Origin of the sequence: Actinomycetospora chibensis (genome assembly GCF_028737215.1) — a bacterium.
In the GTDB taxonomy this organism is placed as follows: domain Bacteria; phylum Actinomycetota; class Actinomycetes; order Mycobacteriales; family Pseudonocardiaceae; genus Actinomycetospora; species Actinomycetospora chibensis.
Genome location: NZ_JAQZAM010000001.1, coordinates 334,023 through 351,630, shown reverse-complemented (window position 1 = coordinate 351,630; position 17,608 = coordinate 334,023). Strand labels below are relative to the sequence as shown.

Annotated in this window: 20 protein-coding genes; 14 read left to right on the top strand and 6 right to left on the bottom strand. The window is 73.4% G+C overall.

Annotation, left to right across the window (positions count from 1 at the left end; genetic code table 11):
- Window positions 1-473: 473 nt before the first annotated feature.
- The gene (locus PH189_RS01755; protein ID WP_274187010.1) at window positions 474-1,727 is read right to left on the bottom strand and encodes an APC family permease; all 1,254 of its coding nucleotides are present in this window, start codon (window positions 1,725-1,727) and stop codon (window positions 474-476) included.
- Between the two features lie 85 nt (window positions 1,728-1,812).
- On the opposite strand from PH189_RS01755, the gene PH189_RS01750 reads away from it, so the two are divergent.
- From PH189_RS01750 to PH189_RS01735, 4 genes are all read left to right on the top strand, one after another.
- The gene (locus PH189_RS01750) at window positions 1,813-2,607 is read left to right on the top strand and encodes an arsenate reductase/protein-tyrosine-phosphatase family protein (protein WP_274187009.1); all 795 of its coding nucleotides are present in this window, start codon (window positions 1,813-1,815) and stop codon (window positions 2,605-2,607) included.
- Window positions 2,604-3,017, top strand: a complete 414-nt coding sequence (locus tag PH189_RS01745) for a VOC family protein (protein WP_274187008.1) — start codon at window positions 2,604-2,606, stop codon at window positions 3,015-3,017. Before PH189_RS01750 ends, PH189_RS01745 begins: the two co-directional genes overlap by 4 nt.
- A 97-nt stretch (window positions 3,018-3,114) precedes the next feature.
- Window positions 3,115-3,411 carry a hypothetical protein gene (locus PH189_RS01740; protein ID WP_274187007.1) on the top strand — a complete coding sequence of 99 codons (297 nt, stop codon included), beginning with the start codon at window positions 3,115-3,117 and terminating at the stop codon, window positions 3,409-3,411.
- Window positions 3,412-3,615: 204 nt separating this feature from the next.
- Window positions 3,616-5,583, top strand: a complete 1,968-nt coding sequence (locus tag PH189_RS01735; RefSeq protein WP_274187006.1) for a 3-oxoacyl-[acyl-carrier-protein] synthase III C-terminal domain-containing protein — start codon at window positions 3,616-3,618, stop codon at window positions 5,581-5,583.
- Between the two features lie 35 nt (window positions 5,584-5,618).
- On the opposite strand, the gene PH189_RS01730 is transcribed toward PH189_RS01735, so the two are convergent.
- Window positions 5,619-5,828 carry a hypothetical protein gene (locus PH189_RS01730; RefSeq protein ID WP_274187005.1) on the bottom strand — a complete coding sequence of 70 codons (210 nt, stop codon included), beginning with the start codon at window positions 5,826-5,828 and terminating at the stop codon, window positions 5,619-5,621.
- A 273-nt stretch (window positions 5,829-6,101) separates the two neighbouring features.
- Between PH189_RS01730 and PH189_RS01725 the strand changes: the two genes are divergently transcribed.
- The 7 genes from PH189_RS01725 (at window position 6,102) to PH189_RS01695 (ending at window position 11,191) form a co-directional block, all read left to right on the top strand.
- Window positions 6,102-6,638: an HdeD family acid-resistance protein gene (locus PH189_RS01725; protein WP_274187004.1), complete on the top strand. Its 537-nt coding sequence runs from the start codon at window positions 6,102-6,104 to the stop codon at window positions 6,636-6,638.
- Window positions 6,639-6,668: 30 nt separating this feature from the next.
- Entirely contained in the window at window positions 6,669-7,493 is an 825-nt protein-coding gene (locus PH189_RS01720) for a SpoIIAA family protein (protein ID WP_274187003.1), read from the top strand.
- 74 nt (window positions 7,494-7,567) lie between these two features.
- Window positions 7,568-7,981: a SpoIIAA family protein gene (locus PH189_RS01715; RefSeq protein WP_274187002.1), complete on the top strand. Its 414-nt coding sequence runs from the start codon at window positions 7,568-7,570 to the stop codon at window positions 7,979-7,981.
- Between the two features lie 210 nt (window positions 7,982-8,191).
- Window positions 8,192-8,689, top strand: a complete 498-nt coding sequence (locus PH189_RS01710; protein ID WP_274187001.1) for a universal stress protein — start codon at window positions 8,192-8,194, stop codon at window positions 8,687-8,689.
- A complete protein-coding gene (locus tag PH189_RS01705; protein WP_274187000.1) occupies window positions 8,686-9,162 on the top strand; it encodes a universal stress protein in 477 nt (158 codons plus the stop codon). Before PH189_RS01710 ends, PH189_RS01705 begins: the two co-directional genes overlap by 4 nt.
- The gene (locus PH189_RS01700) at window positions 9,159-10,163 is read left to right on the top strand and encodes a universal stress protein (RefSeq protein ID WP_274186999.1); all 1,005 of its coding nucleotides are present in this window, start codon (window positions 9,159-9,161) and stop codon (window positions 10,161-10,163) included. The genes PH189_RS01705 and PH189_RS01700 overlap by 4 nt, the downstream gene beginning before the upstream one ends.
- Window positions 10,164-10,378: 215 nt before the next feature.
- Window positions 10,379-11,191 carry a DUF6544 family protein gene (locus tag PH189_RS01695; RefSeq protein WP_274186998.1) on the top strand — a complete coding sequence of 271 codons (813 nt, stop codon included), beginning with the start codon at window positions 10,379-10,381 and terminating at the stop codon, window positions 11,189-11,191.
- A gap of 57 nt (window positions 11,192-11,248) precedes the next feature.
- Here PH189_RS01695 and PH189_RS01690 read toward each other — a convergent pair whose 3' ends face one another.
- The 3 genes from PH189_RS01690 to PH189_RS01680 form a co-directional block, all read right to left on the bottom strand.
- Window positions 11,249-11,878 carry an Hsp20/alpha crystallin family protein gene (locus PH189_RS01690; RefSeq protein ID WP_274186997.1) on the bottom strand — a complete coding sequence of 210 codons (630 nt, stop codon included), beginning with the start codon at window positions 11,876-11,878 and terminating at the stop codon, window positions 11,249-11,251.
- A gap of 355 nt (window positions 11,879-12,233) precedes the next feature.
- Window positions 12,234-13,130 carry a potassium channel family protein gene (locus tag PH189_RS01685; protein WP_274186996.1) on the bottom strand — a complete coding sequence of 299 codons (897 nt, stop codon included), beginning with the start codon at window positions 13,128-13,130 and terminating at the stop codon, window positions 12,234-12,236.
- The gene (locus PH189_RS01680) at window positions 13,127-13,558 is read right to left on the bottom strand and encodes a hypothetical protein (protein WP_274186995.1); all 432 of its coding nucleotides are present in this window, start codon (window positions 13,556-13,558) and stop codon (window positions 13,127-13,129) included. The genes PH189_RS01685 and PH189_RS01680 overlap by 4 nt, the downstream gene beginning before the upstream one ends.
- Before the next feature lie 286 nt (window positions 13,559-13,844).
- On the opposite strand from PH189_RS01680, the gene PH189_RS01675 reads away from it, so the two are divergent.
- Window positions 13,845-15,209 (top strand): M23 family metallopeptidase, encoded by a 1,365-nt coding sequence (locus PH189_RS01675; protein WP_274186994.1) that lies wholly within the window; start codon window positions 13,845-13,847, stop codon window positions 15,207-15,209.
- A gap of 174 nt (window positions 15,210-15,383) precedes the next feature.
- The gene (gene trxA, locus PH189_RS01670) at window positions 15,384-15,827 is read left to right on the top strand and encodes a thioredoxin (protein ID WP_274186993.1); all 444 of its coding nucleotides are present in this window, start codon (window positions 15,384-15,386) and stop codon (window positions 15,825-15,827) included.
- Between the two features lie 76 nt (window positions 15,828-15,903).
- On the opposite strand, the gene PH189_RS01665 is transcribed toward trxA, so the two are convergent.
- Complete coding sequence (locus PH189_RS01665) at window positions 15,904-16,449, bottom strand: TetR/AcrR family transcriptional regulator (RefSeq protein ID WP_274186992.1); 546 nt, start codon at window positions 16,447-16,449, stop codon at window positions 15,904-15,906.
- Window positions 16,450-16,542: 93 nt separating this feature from the next.
- Between PH189_RS01665 and PH189_RS01660 the strand changes: the two genes are divergently transcribed.
- The gene (locus PH189_RS01660; RefSeq protein WP_274186991.1) at window positions 16,543-17,553 is read left to right on the top strand and encodes an NADP-dependent oxidoreductase; all 1,011 of its coding nucleotides are present in this window, start codon (window positions 16,543-16,545) and stop codon (window positions 17,551-17,553) included.
- The last annotated feature ends 55 nt before the right edge of the window (window positions 17,554-17,608 follow it).

Sequence of the window (17,608 nt, the reverse complement as noted above, 5' to 3'; positions counted from 1 at the left end):
CGACCGTGCGGTGGCCGAGGCGCGCCCTGGAGCGCGGCGCGGATCGACGTCATGCCCGCTCGCCGGGCCTCGCTCGATCGGCTCGGCGCCTCTGTTCGACCCGGTGACCGGCGACGACGTGGGCAAGGCCTGCCAGGGCGATCACGATCGCGGCCAGGGGGTGGACGGCGGCCGCGACGCACGTGACGGCGGCCCAGAAGCCGATCACGAGGAAGAGCGCTCGGTGGTAACGCCGTCGCGCGCCCCACGTACCGAGCCGCTCGGACCCCGCGGCCCCCTGCTCGCCGGGACGCGGCTGACCCCACGCCACCAACCTCGAGATCGGAGCGACGAAACGAGACGACACGGCCAACCCCCGAGAAACCGCAAGGAGGGTCACCCCGACCCGGACGGGGACGGTACGGGACCCCGCGGTTCGACGGCATGTTCAGAGACGACGGCCCGCCCGAGATCACCCGTGAACCACGGTGCCGTCACCGTCGAGCGACGGTCAGTCTCGCGGTGCGGTAGGCGACACCGACGGCGTAGACGAGCAGTCCGGACAGCACGGCCTGCGGTGGCAGGGTGGCTACGAGGAGCAGGCATCCGGCGGCCCCGGCGACCTGGAGCCAGCGCGGGAACCGCCGCTGCTCGGGCCGCTGGGTGAAGGCCGAGAGGTTGGCGATCAGGTAGTACACGAGCACGCCGAACGACGAGAACCCGATCGCATCGCGCAGATCCACCGTGAGCACGAGGACCGAGACGACGACGGCAACCGCGACCTCCGCGCGGTGCGGGACCTCGTGGCGTGGGTGGACCGCCGCGAGCCACGCGGGGAGGTCGGCCCGCCGGGCCATGGCCAAGGTGGTCCGACCGACTCCGGCGATCAACGCCAGCAGCGCCCCGAGCGCCGCCGCCGAGGCGCCGACGGCCACCAGTGGCACGGCCCAGGCCGAGCCCCCGACGGCGACCGCATCGGCCAGCGGGACCCTCGACGTCGCGAGCCGCTGCGGACCGAGCACGAGCAGGAGCGTGACCGCGACGACGGCGTACACCGTCACCGCGATGGCGAGGGCCGTCACGATGGCGCGCGGGATCGTGCGCCGTGGGTCGCGCACCTCCTCGCCCATGGTGGCGATGCGGGCGTACCCCGCGAAGGCGAAGAACAGCAGTCCCGCCGATTGCAGGACCTCGTACGGGCTCGGGCCCTCCACCGGATCGGCGACGAGGCCGGCGATGGCCGGCGTCCCTCCGGCGAAGGATGCGACGACCGCCGTCGTCAGCACGAGCAGGACCACGGTGACGATCACGCGGGTGAGCCGAGCGGTGCGGGTGACCCCCTGGTAGTTGATCGCGGCGAGGGCGACGACGGCCGCCACGGCCGCCGGGCGCTGCCACGGGGCGGGCACGGCGTAGGCGGCGAAGGTCAGGGCCATCGCCGCGCAGCTGGCCGTCTTGCCGACGACGAAGCCCCAACCGGCGAGGAATCCCCACCAGTCTCCGAGCTGCTCGCGGCCGTAGACGTAGGTCCCTCCCGAGACCGGATACTGCGCCGCGAGCTGCGCCGACGCGGTGGCATTGCCGTAGGCGACCGCTGCGGCGATGACCAGTCCGATCAGCAGCCCGGCGCCGGCAGCCGATGCCGCAGGCGCGAACGCCGAGAACACCCCGGCGCCGATCATCGAGCCGAGTCCGATCAGGACGGCGTCGGTCAACCCGAGCCGGCGCGCCAGCTGTGGGTCGGTCACCTCGGCTCCCTCGGTCGACCTACTGGACGAGAAATGCATCAACTGTGATTGATGGATCGGCCGCTCGGGGCGCATACTGCTGCGCGTGCCGAGCTCGGGTCAAGTCAGCGCACCGCCGCCGTTCGTGGCGCTGGCGGCGCATCCCGTGCGCTGGCGGCTGATGGCCGAGCTCGCCGGGAGCGACTACCGCGTCCGGGAGCTGGTGACGCGGCTCGACCAGCCGCAGAACCTCGTCTCGTACCACCTGCGGTTGCTCCGCGACGGCGGGCTCGTGACCGCCACCCGCAGCTCGGCCGATCGGCGGGACAGCTACTACCACCTCGACCTCGACCGGTGCGCCCGCGAACTGGCCGGTAGCGGCACCGCGCTCCACCCGGCCCTGCGGACGAGCCGCACGCCGTCCGGTCCTCCCCTCCGGCCACGGAGGGGGCGGCCCGTGTCCGTCCTGTTCGTCTGTACCGGCAACAGCGCTCGCTCACCGGTGGCCGAGGCCCTCCTCACGCTCCGCTCGGCCGGCGCGGTCCTGACGAGGAGCGCGGGCAGCCGACCCCGGGACCACCTGCACCCCGACGCCGTCCGCGTGCTCCGCGAACGCTTCGACGTCGACGTGTCCGCCCAGCGACCCCGGCACCTGGACGACGTCGCCGACGAGTCGTTCGATCTCGTCGTCACCTTGTGCGACAAGGCGCGGGAGATCTGCCCGGAGTTCGCCGGCCCCGTCCGACGGATGCACTGGAGCATCCCCGACCCCGCGGCCGCCGGCGGCGTCGACGCGCAGGGCTACGCGGCCTTCGAGCGGGCCGCGGAGGACATCGACACGCGCGTCGGGCACCTGCTTCCGGTCCTCGCCACGACCCGTCAACGAGAGGGTGACCCGTGAACACGCCAGAGGAGTACGCCAGCGTCCGCTACCTCGTCGACGACGTCGGGGCCGCGATCGACTTCTACACCGAGCACCTGGGCTTCACGCTCCACATGAGCGCCGCGCCCGCCTTCGCCGACGTCCTGCGTGGTCGACTTCGGCTCCTGCTCTCCGGCCCCGCGAGCTCCGGTGCCCGCGCGACACCCGCCGACGCGGCGACACCGGGAGGCAACCGCATCCATCTCGTCGTCGACGACCTGGACGCCGAGATCGCCCGCCTCCGCGCCGCGGACCTGCCCTTCCGCAGCGAACTCGTCGCCGGCCCGGGAGGCCGCCAGGTCCTGATCGCCGACCCCGACGGCAACCTGGTCGAGCTGTTCCAGCCGAGGAGCCCGCGCGAGGTCACACCGACGACCGGGACGGGGTGAGGGGACCAAGGACCCGCCTTTCGGTGCCGAGGTGCACTGGTCGATGCCGGAGTCGGGAGATGACTCTCTCGATGCAATCACTACGAGGAGGCACATCATGAATTCGTCCTTCCGGCCCTGGTCCGCGACCATCACCGCCCGACTGACCCGCTCCCGCGGCGTCGACACCACCGAGATCATCGAGTACGCGCACGAAGGGTTCACCCGTCGCCTCGTCGGCGCCTGCGGGCCGCTCGAGCACCGTCCCGAGCCACTGGACGAGCAGGCGCGACGCGACCTGCTCGAGGATCTGCGTGGCGAGCTCGACGCGCTTCCGGTCGATGTGGACCGCGACGATCTCGAGGCGTTCACGCGGATCCTCGCCGCGTCCCTCGCCCTGACGCCCGCCGGGTGACCCGCGGCCGGCCGTGACCCGACCGGCCGGCCGGCGTCCCGGGCGTCCCGTGGTGCCGACCGATGCAGCGGCGACGCAGGAGGGCCGCGGGGTCGCGTTCGGCCCATGACGCGCTCGCGCGGACCCCGCAGCCTCTCCGCTCTCCTAGAGTGGGCGACCACGTGGCTGGCCGGCCATCGCTCGCAGGACGCCGAAGGTGATGCCGTGAAGCCGTTCGTGATCAACCGGAGTGGTCGCCTCGTCTTCCCGGCCAACTTCTTCGGCGAGATGGACTTCTCGGTCCTCGACACGCTCGAGCAGTTCACCGCCGTCATCGAGCGGGACTTCGAGGCGAAGGCCCCGACGGGGACCGACATCCTCCACCGCGTGGAGAGCGGCTCCTACCCGAGCCGCTTCGAGCTGCTGCGCGACCTCGGGCAGAACCTGTTCTGGGTCAACCGGTACTCGATGACGATGTTCGACAAGCGCCCGATGCGGTGGCGTGACGTGCCCCGGCACCGCGACGACGTCTTCCTCCCGGTGCTGACGCCGTGGGAGGACCGTGACCGCAAGGTCGCGGCGGTCGAGCGTGCGTTCCACGACCTGCCGCCGCGCTGGGTCGCCGACACCGAGGACCGGGTCTTCGCCCTGCTGTTCGACGTGTTCCGGCACAAGCTCCACCACGCCACCGAGCTCCCGGCGATCAAGCCGACCGTCGCCGAGTTCCTCGCGCAACCCGAGGCCCTGACCTTCGTCATGCCCGACCACGATCCCGATCACCACCTCTTCCCGGTGGACGAGATCCTCGACGCCGACGAGGAGGTGCCCGAGCTCGAAGCCCTCATGCGCTGGGCGATGGTGCTGCACAACCTGTATCCCTGGGACGGTTCCCGGACGACGCTGCGCCACCCCGCCGACATCGGCCCCGACGACTTCGTCGTCACCTTCCACCCGCGCAACCGCGACGTCACGGCGTTCATCGATCGGGTCAAGCAGGCGCGCGACACGGGCCCCACCGCCCCGGAGACGCCGAGGGTGCCGGTCGAGACGGTGTCGCCCCGCACGCCGTACCCGGCGGTGAGGGTGCGCGAGGCCTTCGCGGTGCGGCCGGCGCTGGAGGCCCTGGCCGTGGTGCGCGGTGAGCACGTCTGCGACAACGACGACGTCATCCGCAACGCCAGCTTCTCGTGGTCACCGATGAGCGCCGAGGAGATCGGCCGCAAGACCGGGATCCGCCAGCGGCGCTACACGTCCCGCGAGCCGCAGCACCTCGCGCTGGACGCCGCGCGGGCGGCGCTCGGGAAGTCCGGCCGCTCCCCCGACGAGATCGGCGCGGTCCTGGTCAGCACCTGCACCAGCAACCGCCAGATTCCGTCCATCGCCTGCTGGGTGTCCGGCGAGCTGGGGCTGGCGCAGACCCACACGTCGATGGACATGGTCGCCGCCTGTGCCGGACTGCCCTACGGGCTCGCCGAGGCGGTCCGGCAGATCCAGGAGGTCCGACGGCCCGTGCTGCTGGTGTGCGTCGAGAAGTTCTCCGACAAGATCGGGAGCGCGCGCACGTCGAGAATGATCTTCGGCGACGGGGCGTCGGCGATGGTCGTGGCTCCGGCCGCGGAGGGCGCCCCGGTCGACGTCGAGGTCCTGCAGACCTACGCGAGCGGTCCGGCGTCGGAGGTCAATTCGATCATCTGGCCGAACCCGGAGTTCGACAACGACATCACCGTCTACGGCCCCGAGGTCAAGTCGTTGGTGCAGCGCTACCTGGACCAGATGCTCGGCGAGCTCTCCGAGCAGACCGACCCCGACGACCCCGGGCGCAGCCTGCTGGAGAGCATCGAGCTCATCGTCCCGCACCAGGCGAACAAGACGATGATCCTCGACCTCGCCGCCAAGGCCGGGCTGTCGGCCGACCAGCTCTACTTCAACATCGAGTCCATGGGCAACGTCTCGGCCGCGAGCATTCCCATCGCCATCCACGATGCCGTGCGCGACGGCGCGATCGACCGCCCTGCGAGGATCTTCGCTCCCGGCTTCGGGGCCGGGGCCGTGGGTGGTTACGCGGTCCTCCGCATCGACCCCGCGATCGTGGCCGACGAAGTGGTGCCCGACCCCGTCGAGAGTGGGCGCGGAGGTCCGGCACGCCGGACACCGACCACGACCGACGACGTCCGGGTGGCCTTCGGCGAGTAGCGCCGCCCGCCGCTGTGGCTTTCCGGTCCGGACGTTCAGGTGTCTCCGGCTGACGCCTGTGCGGCGGCCATGAGCTCCGGGTCCACCCAGGCCGTGGTGTCGATCCCGTTCTCACGAGCCCGGTCCACCAGGTCCAGGAGGCGCGCGGCGTAGGCGGTCACCTCGTGGGGGAGGTCCTCGCGGCGGGCCCGCCGCAACCCTTCCTGTGCCCGGGTGATCCCTTCGTGCAGGGCCGACTCGAACATCGACACCATCCTCTCCGGCTCCGAACCAGCGCCGCGCACGCGCCTGACCGCCATCGAGCGCCGGGTCGACACGGGGTGGCGAGAGGCTCTCGGGCCCGAGGGACCGGGCCTTCCGGCCCGGTCGGAACGGCCCTTCACCGCTGCGGACCCGCGGCCGACGCCGTCCTGCCGGTCGTGGGGGACCGACGCCCCCTCACGAGCGGGTCCGAAGGTCCCTACCGGGACCACCCGCCCCCCAGCATCGTCTCCGCCACGGAGCGGAAGGAGATGGTCATGGCGACCGTCATGGAACGACGCAGGACCGGCTGGGACGTCGCGCTCGGGATCCTGTTGCTGCTGGCCGGGTTGTTGGTGCTGGGCAACGCGGTGATCGCGACGATCCTGTCCGTGCTGTTCCTGGGCTGGATCGCGATCGGATCGGGTGTGGTGACGCTGGTGGGCGCCTTCGTCCGCCGCGACTCCGGCGTCTCCTGGTCCGCAGCGCTCGGCGGGGCAGTGCTCATCGTGCTCGGCGTGATCATCGTCCGCGACCCGCTGGCGGGGGCCGCGGCGCTCACGTTCCTGGCGGGCACGCTGTTCCTCGTCGTGGGCGTGACCCGGCTGTTCGCCGGGGCCCAGGTGCCACAGGCCCGTTCCCTGCTGATCGTCAGCGGGATCCTGTCGATCATTCTGGGTCTGGTCGTGCTCTTCAACCTGACCATCGCCGTCCCGTCCCTGCTGGGCCTCCTGCTCGGAATCCAGATCGTCATCGAGGGCGTGACGCTGCTCGTCGCCGGCCGGCTGCGGCCCGGCCCCGTCGCGGCCCGCTGACGGAGGGCGATCGAGGCCGACGGAGGAAACATGATCGAGAAGCTGTCCGATGTCCCGCCCGAGATCGACGGCGTCCGGGCCGGCGGTCTGCTCACCCGGCAGGAGTACGACGCCGTCGTGCTGCCGCTGCTGCAGGAGGCCGAGCGCGCCGACCGACGGCTCCGGGTCCTCTGCCAGATCGACGACGACTACGCGGGGGTGACACCCGCCGCGCTCTGGGAGGACCTGCGGCTGGGCGCCCGCGCCATCGGACGCTTCGCGGCCTTCGCCGTGGTGACCGACCTCGTGTGGATGCGGGTGGCGTGCCGCGTCGCGGCCTTCGCGGTGCCGTATCCGCTGCGCGTGTTCGGCACCCGGCAGCGGGACGAGGCCGTCGCGTGGCTCCTGGGTCTCCACGAAGGTCCCCGCATCCACACCCGGACCTACCCCGGGACCGGGGTGGTCGTCGTGGAGGTCGACCGCGCGCTGCGTACCGAGGACATCGATGCGCTCGCGGCCGCCGTCGACGACGAGCTGCGGTCCGTGCGCGAGCTCCGCGGCCTGGTCGTGCACGCCCCTCGGGTCCCGGGCTGGGCGAACCTCCCGGCGCTGTGGCATCACCTCGGCTTCGTGGCGGGGCACGAGTACCGCCTCCGGCGCCTCGCACTCGCCGTCGACGGCGTCCTGCCCGCTGCGGGCGCGGCCGTCGCCGACGTGGCCCTGCACCCGGAGGTCCGTCGATTTCCCTACGACGACCTCGACGTGGCGATCGGCTGGGCCGCGGCCGAGGACGAGGTCGTTCCGGCGGCCGGCGACGCACGCTCCGGGGCCGAGATCCCCGGACCCCGGGACCACCGGGCGAACGTCCGCCCCTGACGCCGGTCCCCGCGGCTGCCGTCGCCGCTACCCGACGCGCGATCCCACAGCAGGACCGATCGGAGGAGGAGACGATGCTGGAGACGATCCCGGACATGCCCGAGGGCATCGTGGCGATCAAGGCCGTCGGGACGATCACCGCCGAGGACTACGCGAGCGTGGTCGAGTCGATGCTCGAGGAGGCCCGCGCGGACGGCCGACGTCTGCGCGTCCTGCTGCAGCTCGGCCCGGAGTACGAGGGCTTCACCGCGGGCGCGGTGTGGGAGAAGGCCGGGACGTGGATGCGGCATCCCGGCCTGTGGCACGAGATCGAGGGGTACGCCCTCGTGAGCGACATCCACTGGGTCGCCGAGCTCGTCCACCTCGCGGGGCTCCTGGTGCCCTTCCCGATGCGCGTGTTCGGCAACGACGCCCTCGACGAGGCCGCCGCCTGGTTGGCCTCGTCGGTCGAGCGCGCCACCTCGGCGGACCTTCCGCAGGGAGCCTGAACGTCTCGTGATCGCCTGGCTCTGGGTCCCGGCGCTCCTGGCCCCCATGCTCATGGCCGTCCTCCTGGTCCTCGACCTCCTCGAACGCGGCGTGTGGTTGCCGGAATCCCTCGACCGTGGCCGGGCGGCGCAGGGCCGGACCGAGGCGGAGGGACGTGACCGGTCGTCGTACGCGCCGGGGCCACCACGAGGAGTCGAGAAGAGAGCGGAATGAACGAGGACGGACGTCCCGTGGTGGTCGTGGGGGTGGACGGGTCGCGCGACGCCGACGCCGCGCTGCGGCATGCCGTGCAGGAGGCCCACCGGCGGAACGGTCGGGTGCTGGCGGTGGCGGCCGCGGACAGCCCCGTGCTCGCGGCAGGTGACGTCGAGTCGCTCCCCGTGAACCCGGAGGCGGTGCGCGAGTCGACCGAGCGGCGCGTCCGGGCGCACATCGACGAGCTCCTGGCCGGGGCCACGGACGCGGATCGGGTGCCCGTCGAGGTACGGGCCCGACTCGGGCGCCCGACCTGGGCGCTGGTGCACGCCGCCCGGGAGGCCGATCTGCTGGTGGTGGGCCACCGCGGCCGTGGGCCGATCCGTTCGGCCCTTCTCGGATCGGTGGGCCTCGGCTGTGTCCTGCATGCCCCGTGTCCGGTGACGGTCGTCCGGGCGATGCCCTCCGGAGCACCGGTCCCGGGGACCACGGCGCCGGCGGCCGCCCCGTGACCCGGGTCGAGGGCCCCGCGGTCGTGGTCGGGGTCGACGGCTCCGACGGGTCCCGCGCCGCGCTGCACCACGCCCTCGGAGAGGCCGCGCGGCGGCGCACCGGGGTCCGGGCGGTCGTCGCCCACCCACCGCCCCACGACGGGGCCGAGCTGTTCGCCCTGGATCCGCTTCCTCCGATCCCCGACCCGGGGCCGGGCGCGACGGCGCGTGCTCGGGAGCTGGTGGACCAGGTGGTCGCCGCCCGCCGCGCGGCGGCGGCCCCGGTGCCCGATGTGGCGACCGAGGTCGTCGGCGTCGCCGGAGCTCCCGCGGACGTGCTCGCCGACACCGCCGACGGAGCGGATCTGCTGGTCATCGGCCACCGGGGACGCGGCGCGGTCCACGGGCGTCCGACCGGTCCCGTGGCCCTCGGCTGCATCCTGCGGAGCCGCTGCCCGGTCACGGTCGTACCCCCGGGCGAGGAGGACCGATGACGGGTTCGACGACGCAGGTCACGGTGGGCTTCGGGGACGACGAGGCGTCCCTGGCGGCTCTGGAGTGGGCATTGCATCGTGCCGCGCGCGAGGGTGCTGCGGTGCACGCCGTCCGGGCGGTCACCGGCGGGGCCGCGGACGGGATCACCTCGGGGTGCGCCGCCGGGACCGACCCTGCGGTGGTCGAGAGCGAGACGGGGGCGCTGCGACACCTCGCCCGCCGCGTCGCCGCAGCGACGGGTGTGCCCGACGCCCCGCCGGTGTCGCTGTCCTGGTGCCGCGGGCGCCCGGCGGACGTGCTCCTCGCGGCGGCCCACGACGCCCTCGTGGTCGGTCGGCCGGCGAGGGCGGGCCGCACCCTGCGCGAGCTGCTCCACCACGCGTCATGCCCGATCTCGGTGGCGGGCACGGCCGGCTCGGGCGTCGACGCGCGGCGGGGTCGTCTCGTCGTGGTCGGCGTCGACGCGGTGCCGGTCGCCTGTGCCGGGGAGGCACTGCAGGGCACGGTGCGCGAGGCGCTGCGCCATGTCCGCGGCGGGGACCGGGTCGTCGTGGTCGTCGGATTCGTCCCCGCGGCCGAGCGACTCGACTGGCCTCGGGGGCGCCGGCCGTCCGCCACGGTCGACGAGCAGGTCCGGGCCGTCCGGGACGCGTCGCTCGCGGTGGTGGCGCCGGTGGCGGGTGCGGTCCGGGACGGGGGCGATGCGCGTGGTGCGGGCGGGCCCGAGGTCGAGGTGCTCTCCTGGCCACAGGAGCCGACGCGAGCCGTGATCGGTGCCGCACGCGACCTCGGGGCCGACGAGCTCGTCCTTCCGGTCGGCGGCGCCTGGTCGCCCGGTCGGCTGCTCCGGCTGATCCGGGTGGCGCCCTGCGCGGTGACCGTCGTGCCCGGCCCGCGGGGGGACGGACCCGCGGTGGCCGGACGCTTGATCGCGTCACCTCGGTCAGCACCCGCACGCGGGAGCGCTGTGACGTCGGGCGCTCGCGGAGGTGGCTCGTGACCCGAGGTGCGCTGGTCTGCTGACCCGCCCCGATCGTCCCGGCGCCCCGGCCCGTTGGACCCTGTCGACACCGCCCGCTCCGCCGTCATCGTGGCAGGACGGAGGACGTGGACCATGCCCCGAGCCCTGGTGGTCGACCGCGCCGGCTCGGTCGTCGTCGGGGTCGACGGCTCGGAGACCGCCCAGCGGGCGGATGACACGCAGGAGGTCGTCAGGTGATCACCAAGCGAGACCTCGACGACCTTTTCGGCCCCGGGACACAGGCCGCGACACCCGCCGACCCGCCCCCGACCGCCGGCTCCGCCGCGCCCGAGCCCGGGCCGGCGGTGTTCTGGCCCTGCGACCTGCGCGACCGGGTGCCGCCCGCAGTGGTGCGCTACTTCGCGGGATCGCTTCTCCCGGGGGCGCCGGTGGTCCCCGCGGTGCGTCTGCGGATGCGGGGATGGCTGCGGCTCGGACCGCTCTGGCTCCCGCTCCGCGCCGAGGAGGAGCTCGCTCCACGACAGAGTTTCCGCTGGTCGGCGACGGTCGGTGGGCTGATCCGCGGCGCGGACACGGGAGGCGCCGGCGCAGGTCGGATGCGCTGGAGCCTCGCGGGCCTGGTGCCCCTGGTCGACGTCGAGGGGTCCGACGTCGCGCGCAGCGCCGCCGGACGCTGCGGTGCCGAGGCGATCTGGGCGCCCGCGGCTGTTCTGCCGGCCCCGGAGGTCGTGTGGACCGTCGTCGACGACCGGCACCTGCGCGTGCGGTTCGCGGTCGGCGAGACCCCGGTGGACCTCCATCTCCACCTCGACGAGAGCGGCCACCTGCGGGCCTTCCGCACGATGCGGTGGGGCGACCCCGGCGGCACCGGCCGCTGGGGTGCGCACCCGTTCGGCGGGCGGGTGTCCGCGATCAGGCGCTTCGGCACCTCGATCGTCCCCGCGAGCGGTGCGGTGGGCTGGTACCCCGATGGGCCCGGCGCCCGCCGACGGGAGTTCTTCCGGTTCCGTCTCACCGCTCTGGTGCCCACGACACCCGGGCCCTGACGCCTCCTCGGCGCCCGCCTCCTCACCGCCCGACGGCGCGCGGCTCGAGGGTCGCGCTCAGGACGGACTCCCGCCCTCCGTGTCGCCGCCAGCGGCCCGCTCGTCGTGCCGCACGGGGATCTCGACGCGCTCAGTCGGCGTCCGTGGCGCCGGCAGGGGCATGCGGACGGTCAGCACGCCGTCGGCGTAGGACGCGGTGATCGTCGACGGGTCGGTGTCCGGCGGGATGGCGAGCTCGCGGTGGAAGGTGCCCGTCCGCCGCTCGCGGCGCCGCTGGCGGGCGGTGTCCGGTCGAGCGTTCTCCGGACCGGCGTCGCGCACCGCGTGCAGGAGTAGCCGACCGCCCTCAGCGGCGACGGTGATGTCGCCGGGGGCGAAGCCGGGCAGTTCAGCGTCGACGACGACGGCATCGTCCTCGACGCGCTCGTCCACCGCGATCGTGCTCACGCGCGGGCGCCGGCCGAGCAGGCTGTCGGAGACCGGTGCGCTCAACGTGCCGACGACCGCACGGGCACCGCGGACGAGGGCGCCGGACATGCCGCCCGACGGTGCGGGCTGTGCGGTGTCGGTCGCGCTCTCCGCCGTGGCGGTGGTGGCGGTCTCGGTCGAGGTGCCCGCCGCCGTCGCTGCTGCGGGATCGGTGCGTTCGTGGGTACCGGCGCGCCGGCCCCGCGTCGTGGTGGCCATGGATCTCCTCCTGTCGTCGAACCCGGCCGCTCGGGCCGAGGAGACCAGATCCCCACTGTGAAGCCCCGTCGAGCAGGGCCGGTGGGCCCGTCGGGACGCGACCGAGGGCCCGGAGATGCCTGCCCGGCACGGCGACCCACGTGCGATCGTCGAACCGTGACGGGGAACCATGCTGCGGGGGAGGGGCCCGCTCCCACCGGTATCCGACAGGCCACCGAGACCGAGACCGTGGCGCTGGAGCCGGTCGTGGGGACACGTCGGCGACGTCATCGCGCCACAGGCTGAGCGAGCACGTCCCCCCGGTCCTCCGGGTTGCGGAGGCCGGTCGGGCGGGAGGGCGAGGCCCCGGGGAACGCTACCCGGGCCCGACGGCTCCGACGACGTGGTCGCGGGCGTAGGCCTCGAGCACCTCCCGCGTCGAGTCGCCAGGAAGCCCGAAGCGGCCGACGAGGCCGGCGGCGAAATCGTCGATCGCCCGCAGCAGCAGCCCGCCGTGGAAGTGGGCGTCGGGGCAGGTGCTCTGTCGGCGGGCCAGCTCGGCGAGGTCCAGCAGATGGCTCATCACCGCTGGCAGCGCGAACCGCACGTCGTCGTCGTGGAAGTAGTAGGTGATCGGGAAGGTGACCAGGTCGCGCTCGCTGGCCACCAGCCGCGAGGTCAGGTCGGCGTACACGCTCGCAGGCAGCGGCTCCGGCGGGCCGGGGTCGGCGCTGTCGTTCCCGACCTCCTGCAGCAGGCGGATCTCGTAGGCCAGGCCGCGGCGCCGGGAGAGCACGGGGAAGATCGAGAGCAACCACGACACGCTCGCGGTCAGCAGCCCCAGCCCGAGCAGGGCCTCGAGCGGCGCAGCCACGCGCAGCAGCCCGTGCGAGGGCGAGACGTCGCCGTAGCCGAGCGTGCTGAGGGTGACCAGCGAGAAGGACAGAGCGTCGAGCAGGCTCGTGCCGGCGGCGCCGAGCTCCGTCGCGAGCAGGAAGCCCTCGGGCATCCACGGCCAGTACACCAGTGCCCAGCCGAAGCCCAGGAACATCGTCCAGCTCGTCACGACGACGAGGAACGAGAGGGGGCCGGCGAGCGCCAGGGTCCGCGACCCGGGCAGGTGATGACACACCGACCACGTCGCACGGATCTCCGCCCGGCTCAGCGAGTGCCGCCGCGGGTGCGAGAACAGGGTGGCGAAGACGTCGAACAGTGCGATCGCGATCAACGCCACGCCGACGGCCGAGCTGAGCACCGCGACCGTGGGCGTCATCGTGTCTCGGGCTCGTGGGGCGCCTGCGGGAGCGTGAGGCGGCGCATCACCTCGGGAGCGACGGCGGTCCACAGGGGCACCAGAACCCAGATGCGACCGGCCCGCACGTCGTAGTCCGCCAGCAACTCCGACCAGGCCAGCTTGGCCACCAGCCGTCCGAAGCCGAACTCGAAGCCCAGGGTCATCACGACCCAGGACATCCCGACCACCCACGCGTGCTGCGCGTCCGGGATCGGGTGACGTCGCTGCAGCCGGCGTACGTAGGCGGTCAACGCCACGAGCAGCACGACGGTCGCGACACGGCGCGCGGTCTCCTCGCCGAGCCGGGGCTGGAGGATCGTGCCCCGGACCGTGCCGTTGAGCACGGCCAGCAGCAGCAGACCCAGCCAACTCGGGAGCCAGACACGGTAGACCGTGGACGATCTCATGACGGGAAGCGTCACCTGCCGGTCAGGCTTCGACCCAGGGCCGTGCGACCTCGCCTCGGACGGTCGTGGGGCCCGTCGCTCCGGTCCGATCCCGCGAGGAGCGGGCGGAGCGTCCGGCTGTGGTCCTTCGGTCCGGAGTGAGGGGACCTTCGCAGGCTGCGGCGGGCGGTGCGGGCGCGACAGGGTCGCTTCCGAGAGGCAGGGACGGGCGGCTCCTCAGCGGACCACACGGTCGCCGGGATCTCTCGATACAGGAGCGTCCCGTCTCTGACCAGGGAGGTGCGGCTTGTCGACGCGGTGGCTTGCGGGCGGGCTGGCGGTGACGTGGTTCGTCGTGACCGCTCTCGGCGTGCTCGATCTGCCGGCCTTCGTCGTCGTGGTCGTCCTGGGCGTGCTCGTGATGCTCTCGGTCGAGTCGGACGCACGTCACCGGCACCGCGGCGTCGCCGCGACCCCGCGCAACCTCGTTCTGGCCGCGCTCACGACGGTCGCCTTCGTGCCGGTCGCGTCGGGCGCGGATCTCCTGGTCGGCAGGGTGTCCTTCGAGTTCGTACCCCTCGTGCTGAGTGCTCTGGCCTCGGTGTGCGTGGCGATCCCGCGCCTGGCCGAGACGCGGGAGTTCCCCACATCGGCCGTCGTCGGGCACCGTGAGCTGATCCTCGGGGTCACGGGGCTCGTCGCCGGCGCCCGCGCCTACCAGGCGGGGGAGACGGTGATCGCGATGGTCGTGTTCGCCGTCGTCCTGCCCGTCGTCATGGTCGTTCGTCGCGTCCGTGCCGGCGCGTGCCCGCCGGGCTGCCTGACACGGCGGCCCTTCGGGCTCCAGGCGGCGAACCTCTGGCTCTTCCTCGCGGTGCTGGCCGCCGCCGGACTTCCCGGCACGTTCTTCGTCTGGCGGTCCTACCTCCCCGGTGCCGAGCCGTTCGTGACCGCGGCGTTCTGGGTCGGCCTGGCCGTCGCGGTGGTCCTGGTCGCCTTCCCGCTGCAGCGGATATCGCTCATGAGCAACCTGCTGGCCATGGTCGGCTCGGTGGTCCTCGTCGCCCAGCTCGTCGGCACCGTGACCGCGCCCCGCGATCCGGTGGCGATCGGCCTTCCGCTGGCCGTTCGATGGGAGGCCGTCTCGGCGGGGCGGAGCGCGTTGGTCAACAACCACTGGACGCTCGCCGTGCAGCGTGACGCCATCGACTTCGTCGGCGTCGTCGACGACAGGACACACCGCGGAGACGGGAGCCGCCTCGAGGACTTCGCCATCTTCTCCCAACCGGTCCTCGCCGTCTCGGACGGACGGATCACCGAGGCCGTGGACGGTCTCCCCGACCTGCCGGTCGGTGGAGCCACCCGGCACGACATGGCCGGCAACCACCTGGTCCTCGACATCGGTGGCGGCCACTACGTCCTCTACGGACATCTGCAGCAGGGCAGCGTCCGCGTCCGGCTCGGCGAGCAGGTGCGGCGCGGCCAGGTGATCGGCCAGGTCGGTGACTCCGGCAACTCGGGCGAGCCCCACCTGCACCTGCAGGTGCAGAACAGGCCGTCCTTCGACGTCGAGGACCGGAACATCCGCACCTCGCCGATCCTCTTCGTCGACGCCACCGTCGCCGACGTCCGGCGTGGCGATTCGGTGGCGCCGGCGGTCGGCACGCCCTGATGATCTCCGGTGGGGACCGGGACGTCAGGGGAGCCGCGGGCGGCTCGAACGACGTCGTGGGAGCTCGGCGCCGTCGCCGTCGGCCCCGGGTGGCCGGTCCCGCGTCGAAGGGCCCGCCTCGGGACGCCCGGACGGCCCTGGCCCAGCCTCCGCGGGGCGACGGACGCTCCGAGCATGTCCTTGCCCGTGTCGTGCCCCCAGTGCGGGCGTGCCAACCGCATCCCTCCGGCCGCAGCCGGCAGCCCACGGTGTGGTCACTGCCGCGCCGCGCTGCCCTGGATCGTGGACGCCGACGACCGCGACTTCGCCGACATCGCCGAGGGTGCTCGCCTGCCCGTGCTGGTGGACCTCTGGGCCGCCTGGTGCGGGCCGTGTCGCATGGTCGCACCGGTCGTGGAGCGCGCGGCGCGCGAGTACGCCGGGCAGCTCAAGGTGGTCAAGGTCGACGTCGACGCCGCGCCCTCCGTCGCCGCCCGCTTCGAGGCCCGGAGCATCCCCACGCTCCTGCTGCTGCGGTCCGGGCGCGTGGTCGGTCGTCAGGTCGGGGCACCACCGGGCGATCGGCTCCTCGCGTGGGTGGGTGCGGAGCTGGGCCGCGAGAGCACGGAGCACCGCTGACCCGGTCGACCGACGACGTGACGAGCGACGAGAGCGGTCTGCCGGAGGGCGCTCCGCGGACGCCCCTCGCGCGCCCTCAGGAGGTCAGGACGGCGCGGGCCACGACGTCGAAGAGGTGATCGGCGCGGGGCGCGAGGGCCGGTTGGTCACTGAGCCAGGCGAGGGCTGCGACGAGCGCGAACAGGTCGGTCCCGTCGAGCTCGGTGCGCGCGGTGCCGTCGGCCTGGGCGCGGACGAGCAGCCGCGTGCCGGCGGCGCGCAGCGCGACGCACGAGGAGTGGAGCGCGGAGCCGGGATCCTCGATCGCCGCCACCATCAGCTCGGTCACACCCCGGTACGCGGTGGTGAACGCGACGCAGTCGCGCAGCCAGGACCGCAGGGCCTCGCGTGGCGGGCTCGCGGCCTCGAGGGCGGAGGCCTGCGACGTCAGCTCGTCGAAGCTCGTGCGCAGCAGGGCCTCGAGCAGGGCTTCCCTGGTCGGGAAGTGCCGGTAGAGCGTGCCGAGCCCGACCCCCGCCCGTCGCGCGACGTCGCGCAGCGACGCGTCGGCGCCCTGCTCGGCCACGACGACGCGCGCCACGTCGAGCAGGTGGTCGTAGTTCTTCCTGGCGTCGGCCCGCATCTACCCACCTTGACAACCGGAGCACTGCCCCCATTTATATTCGGGGCACTGCTCCGCTCACGATAGTCGTACTCCGACGGGGAAGAGGTGGCGATGCCGACGACCACGATGACGGCGGTCCGGCTCCACGAGTTCGGCGGCCCGGAGGTGCTGGGCCCCGACGAGGTGCCCGTTCCGGAGCCGGGACCCGGTGAGGTGCTCGTCCGCGTCCACGCCGTGGGGGTGAACCCTCCCGACTGGTACCTGCGCGAGGGCATGCCCGACGTGCCGGCCGAGCTGCGGCCGACGCTGAACCTGCCCCTGATCCCGAAGACGGACGTGTCGGGCGTCGTGGAGGCCACTGCGGACGACGTCGACGACGTCGCCGTCGGCGACGAGGTCTTCGGCCTCCTGCGCTTCCCCGCCCCGGAGGGCGGCAAGGCGTACGCCGAGTACGTCGCCGCACCGGCCGCGGATCTGGCGCGCAAGCCGGCGCGCCTGGACCACGTGCACGCTGCAGGAGCGCCGATGGCCGGCCTCACCGCGTGGCAGTTCCTGATCGAGCTCGGCCACGATCACCCCTCGCCCTTCCAGGCCGCGCAGCACCGACCGAGGACGCTGGACTCCACGACGACCGTGCTGATCAACGGCGCCGCAGGCGGTGTCGGGCACCTCGCGGTGCAGCTCGCGAAGAGCCGGGGCGCGCACGTCGTCGCGGTCGCCTCGGCCGCGCACGAGTCGTTCCTGGTGGACCTCGGTGCGGACGAGTTCATCGACTACACCACGCGCCGCCCCGAGGACGTCGCGCACGACCTCGATCTCGTGCTCGACTGCGTCGGCGGTCCCGACAGCGGGCGGTTCCTGCGCACGCTCAAGCGCGGCGGCGCGTTGTTCCCGCTCTACCCCGCCGAGTACGACCCCGACGAGGTCGCCGCGCTCGGCGTCACGACCTCGGCCACCCAGGTGCGCGCGAACGGCGCCCAGCTGGCCGAACTCGCGGGCTCCCTCGACGACGGGACCCTCCGCGTCGCCGTCGACAGCACCTTCCCGCTCGCCGACGCCGCGAAGGCCCACGAACGTGCCGCGCGCGGGCACATCCAGGGCAAGATCGTGCTGACGGTCTGAGCCGCCGATCGACCTCCTCGGCGCGGGCCGGAAGACTCTCCCGACCCGCCGGCGC

What these genes read in the sequence shown, in the direction of transcription:
- PH189_RS01730 (WP_274187005.1), bottom strand. Translation starts at nt 5,828, where the DNA reads ATGTTCGAGTCGGCCCTGCACGAAGGGATCACCCGGGCACAGGAAGGG.
- PH189_RS01740 (WP_274187007.1), top strand. Translation starts at nt 3,115, where the DNA reads ATGAATTCGTCCTTCCGGCCCTGGTCCGCGACCATCACCGCCCGACTG.
- PH189_RS01680 (WP_274186995.1), bottom strand. Translation starts at nt 13,558, where the DNA reads ATGAGATCGTCCACGGTCTACCGTGTCTGGCTCCCGAGTTGGCTGGGT.
- PH189_RS01710 (WP_274187001.1), top strand. Translation starts at nt 8,192, where the DNA reads ATGAACGAGGACGGACGTCCCGTGGTGGTCGTGGGGGTGGACGGGTCG.
- PH189_RS01720 (WP_274187003.1), top strand. Translation starts at nt 6,669, where the DNA reads ATGATCGAGAAGCTGTCCGATGTCCCGCCCGAGATCGACGGCGTCCGG.
- PH189_RS01685 (WP_274186996.1), bottom strand. Translation starts at nt 13,130, where the DNA reads ATGACGCCCACGGTCGCGGTGCTCAGCTCGGCCGTCGGCGTGGCGTTG.
- PH189_RS01700 (WP_274186999.1), top strand. Translation starts at nt 9,159, where the DNA reads ATGACGGGTTCGACGACGCAGGTCACGGTGGGCTTCGGGGACGACGAG.
- PH189_RS01660 (WP_274186991.1), top strand. Translation starts at nt 16,543, where the DNA reads ATGCCGACGACCACGATGACGGCGGTCCGGCTCCACGAGTTCGGCGGC.
- PH189_RS01665 (WP_274186992.1), bottom strand. Translation starts at nt 16,449, where the DNA reads ATGCGGGCCGACGCCAGGAAGAACTACGACCACCTGCTCGACGTGGCG.
- PH189_RS01725 (WP_274187004.1), top strand. Translation starts at nt 6,102, where the DNA reads ATGGCGACCGTCATGGAACGACGCAGGACCGGCTGGGACGTCGCGCTC.
- trxA (WP_274186993.1), top strand. Translation starts at nt 15,384, where the DNA reads ATGTCCTTGCCCGTGTCGTGCCCCCAGTGCGGGCGTGCCAACCGCATC.
- PH189_RS01690 (WP_274186997.1), bottom strand. Translation starts at nt 11,878, where the DNA reads ATGGCCACCACGACGCGGGGCCGGCGCGCCGGTACCCACGAACGCACC.
- PH189_RS01715 (WP_274187002.1), top strand. Translation starts at nt 7,568, where the DNA reads ATGCTGGAGACGATCCCGGACATGCCCGAGGGCATCGTGGCGATCAAG.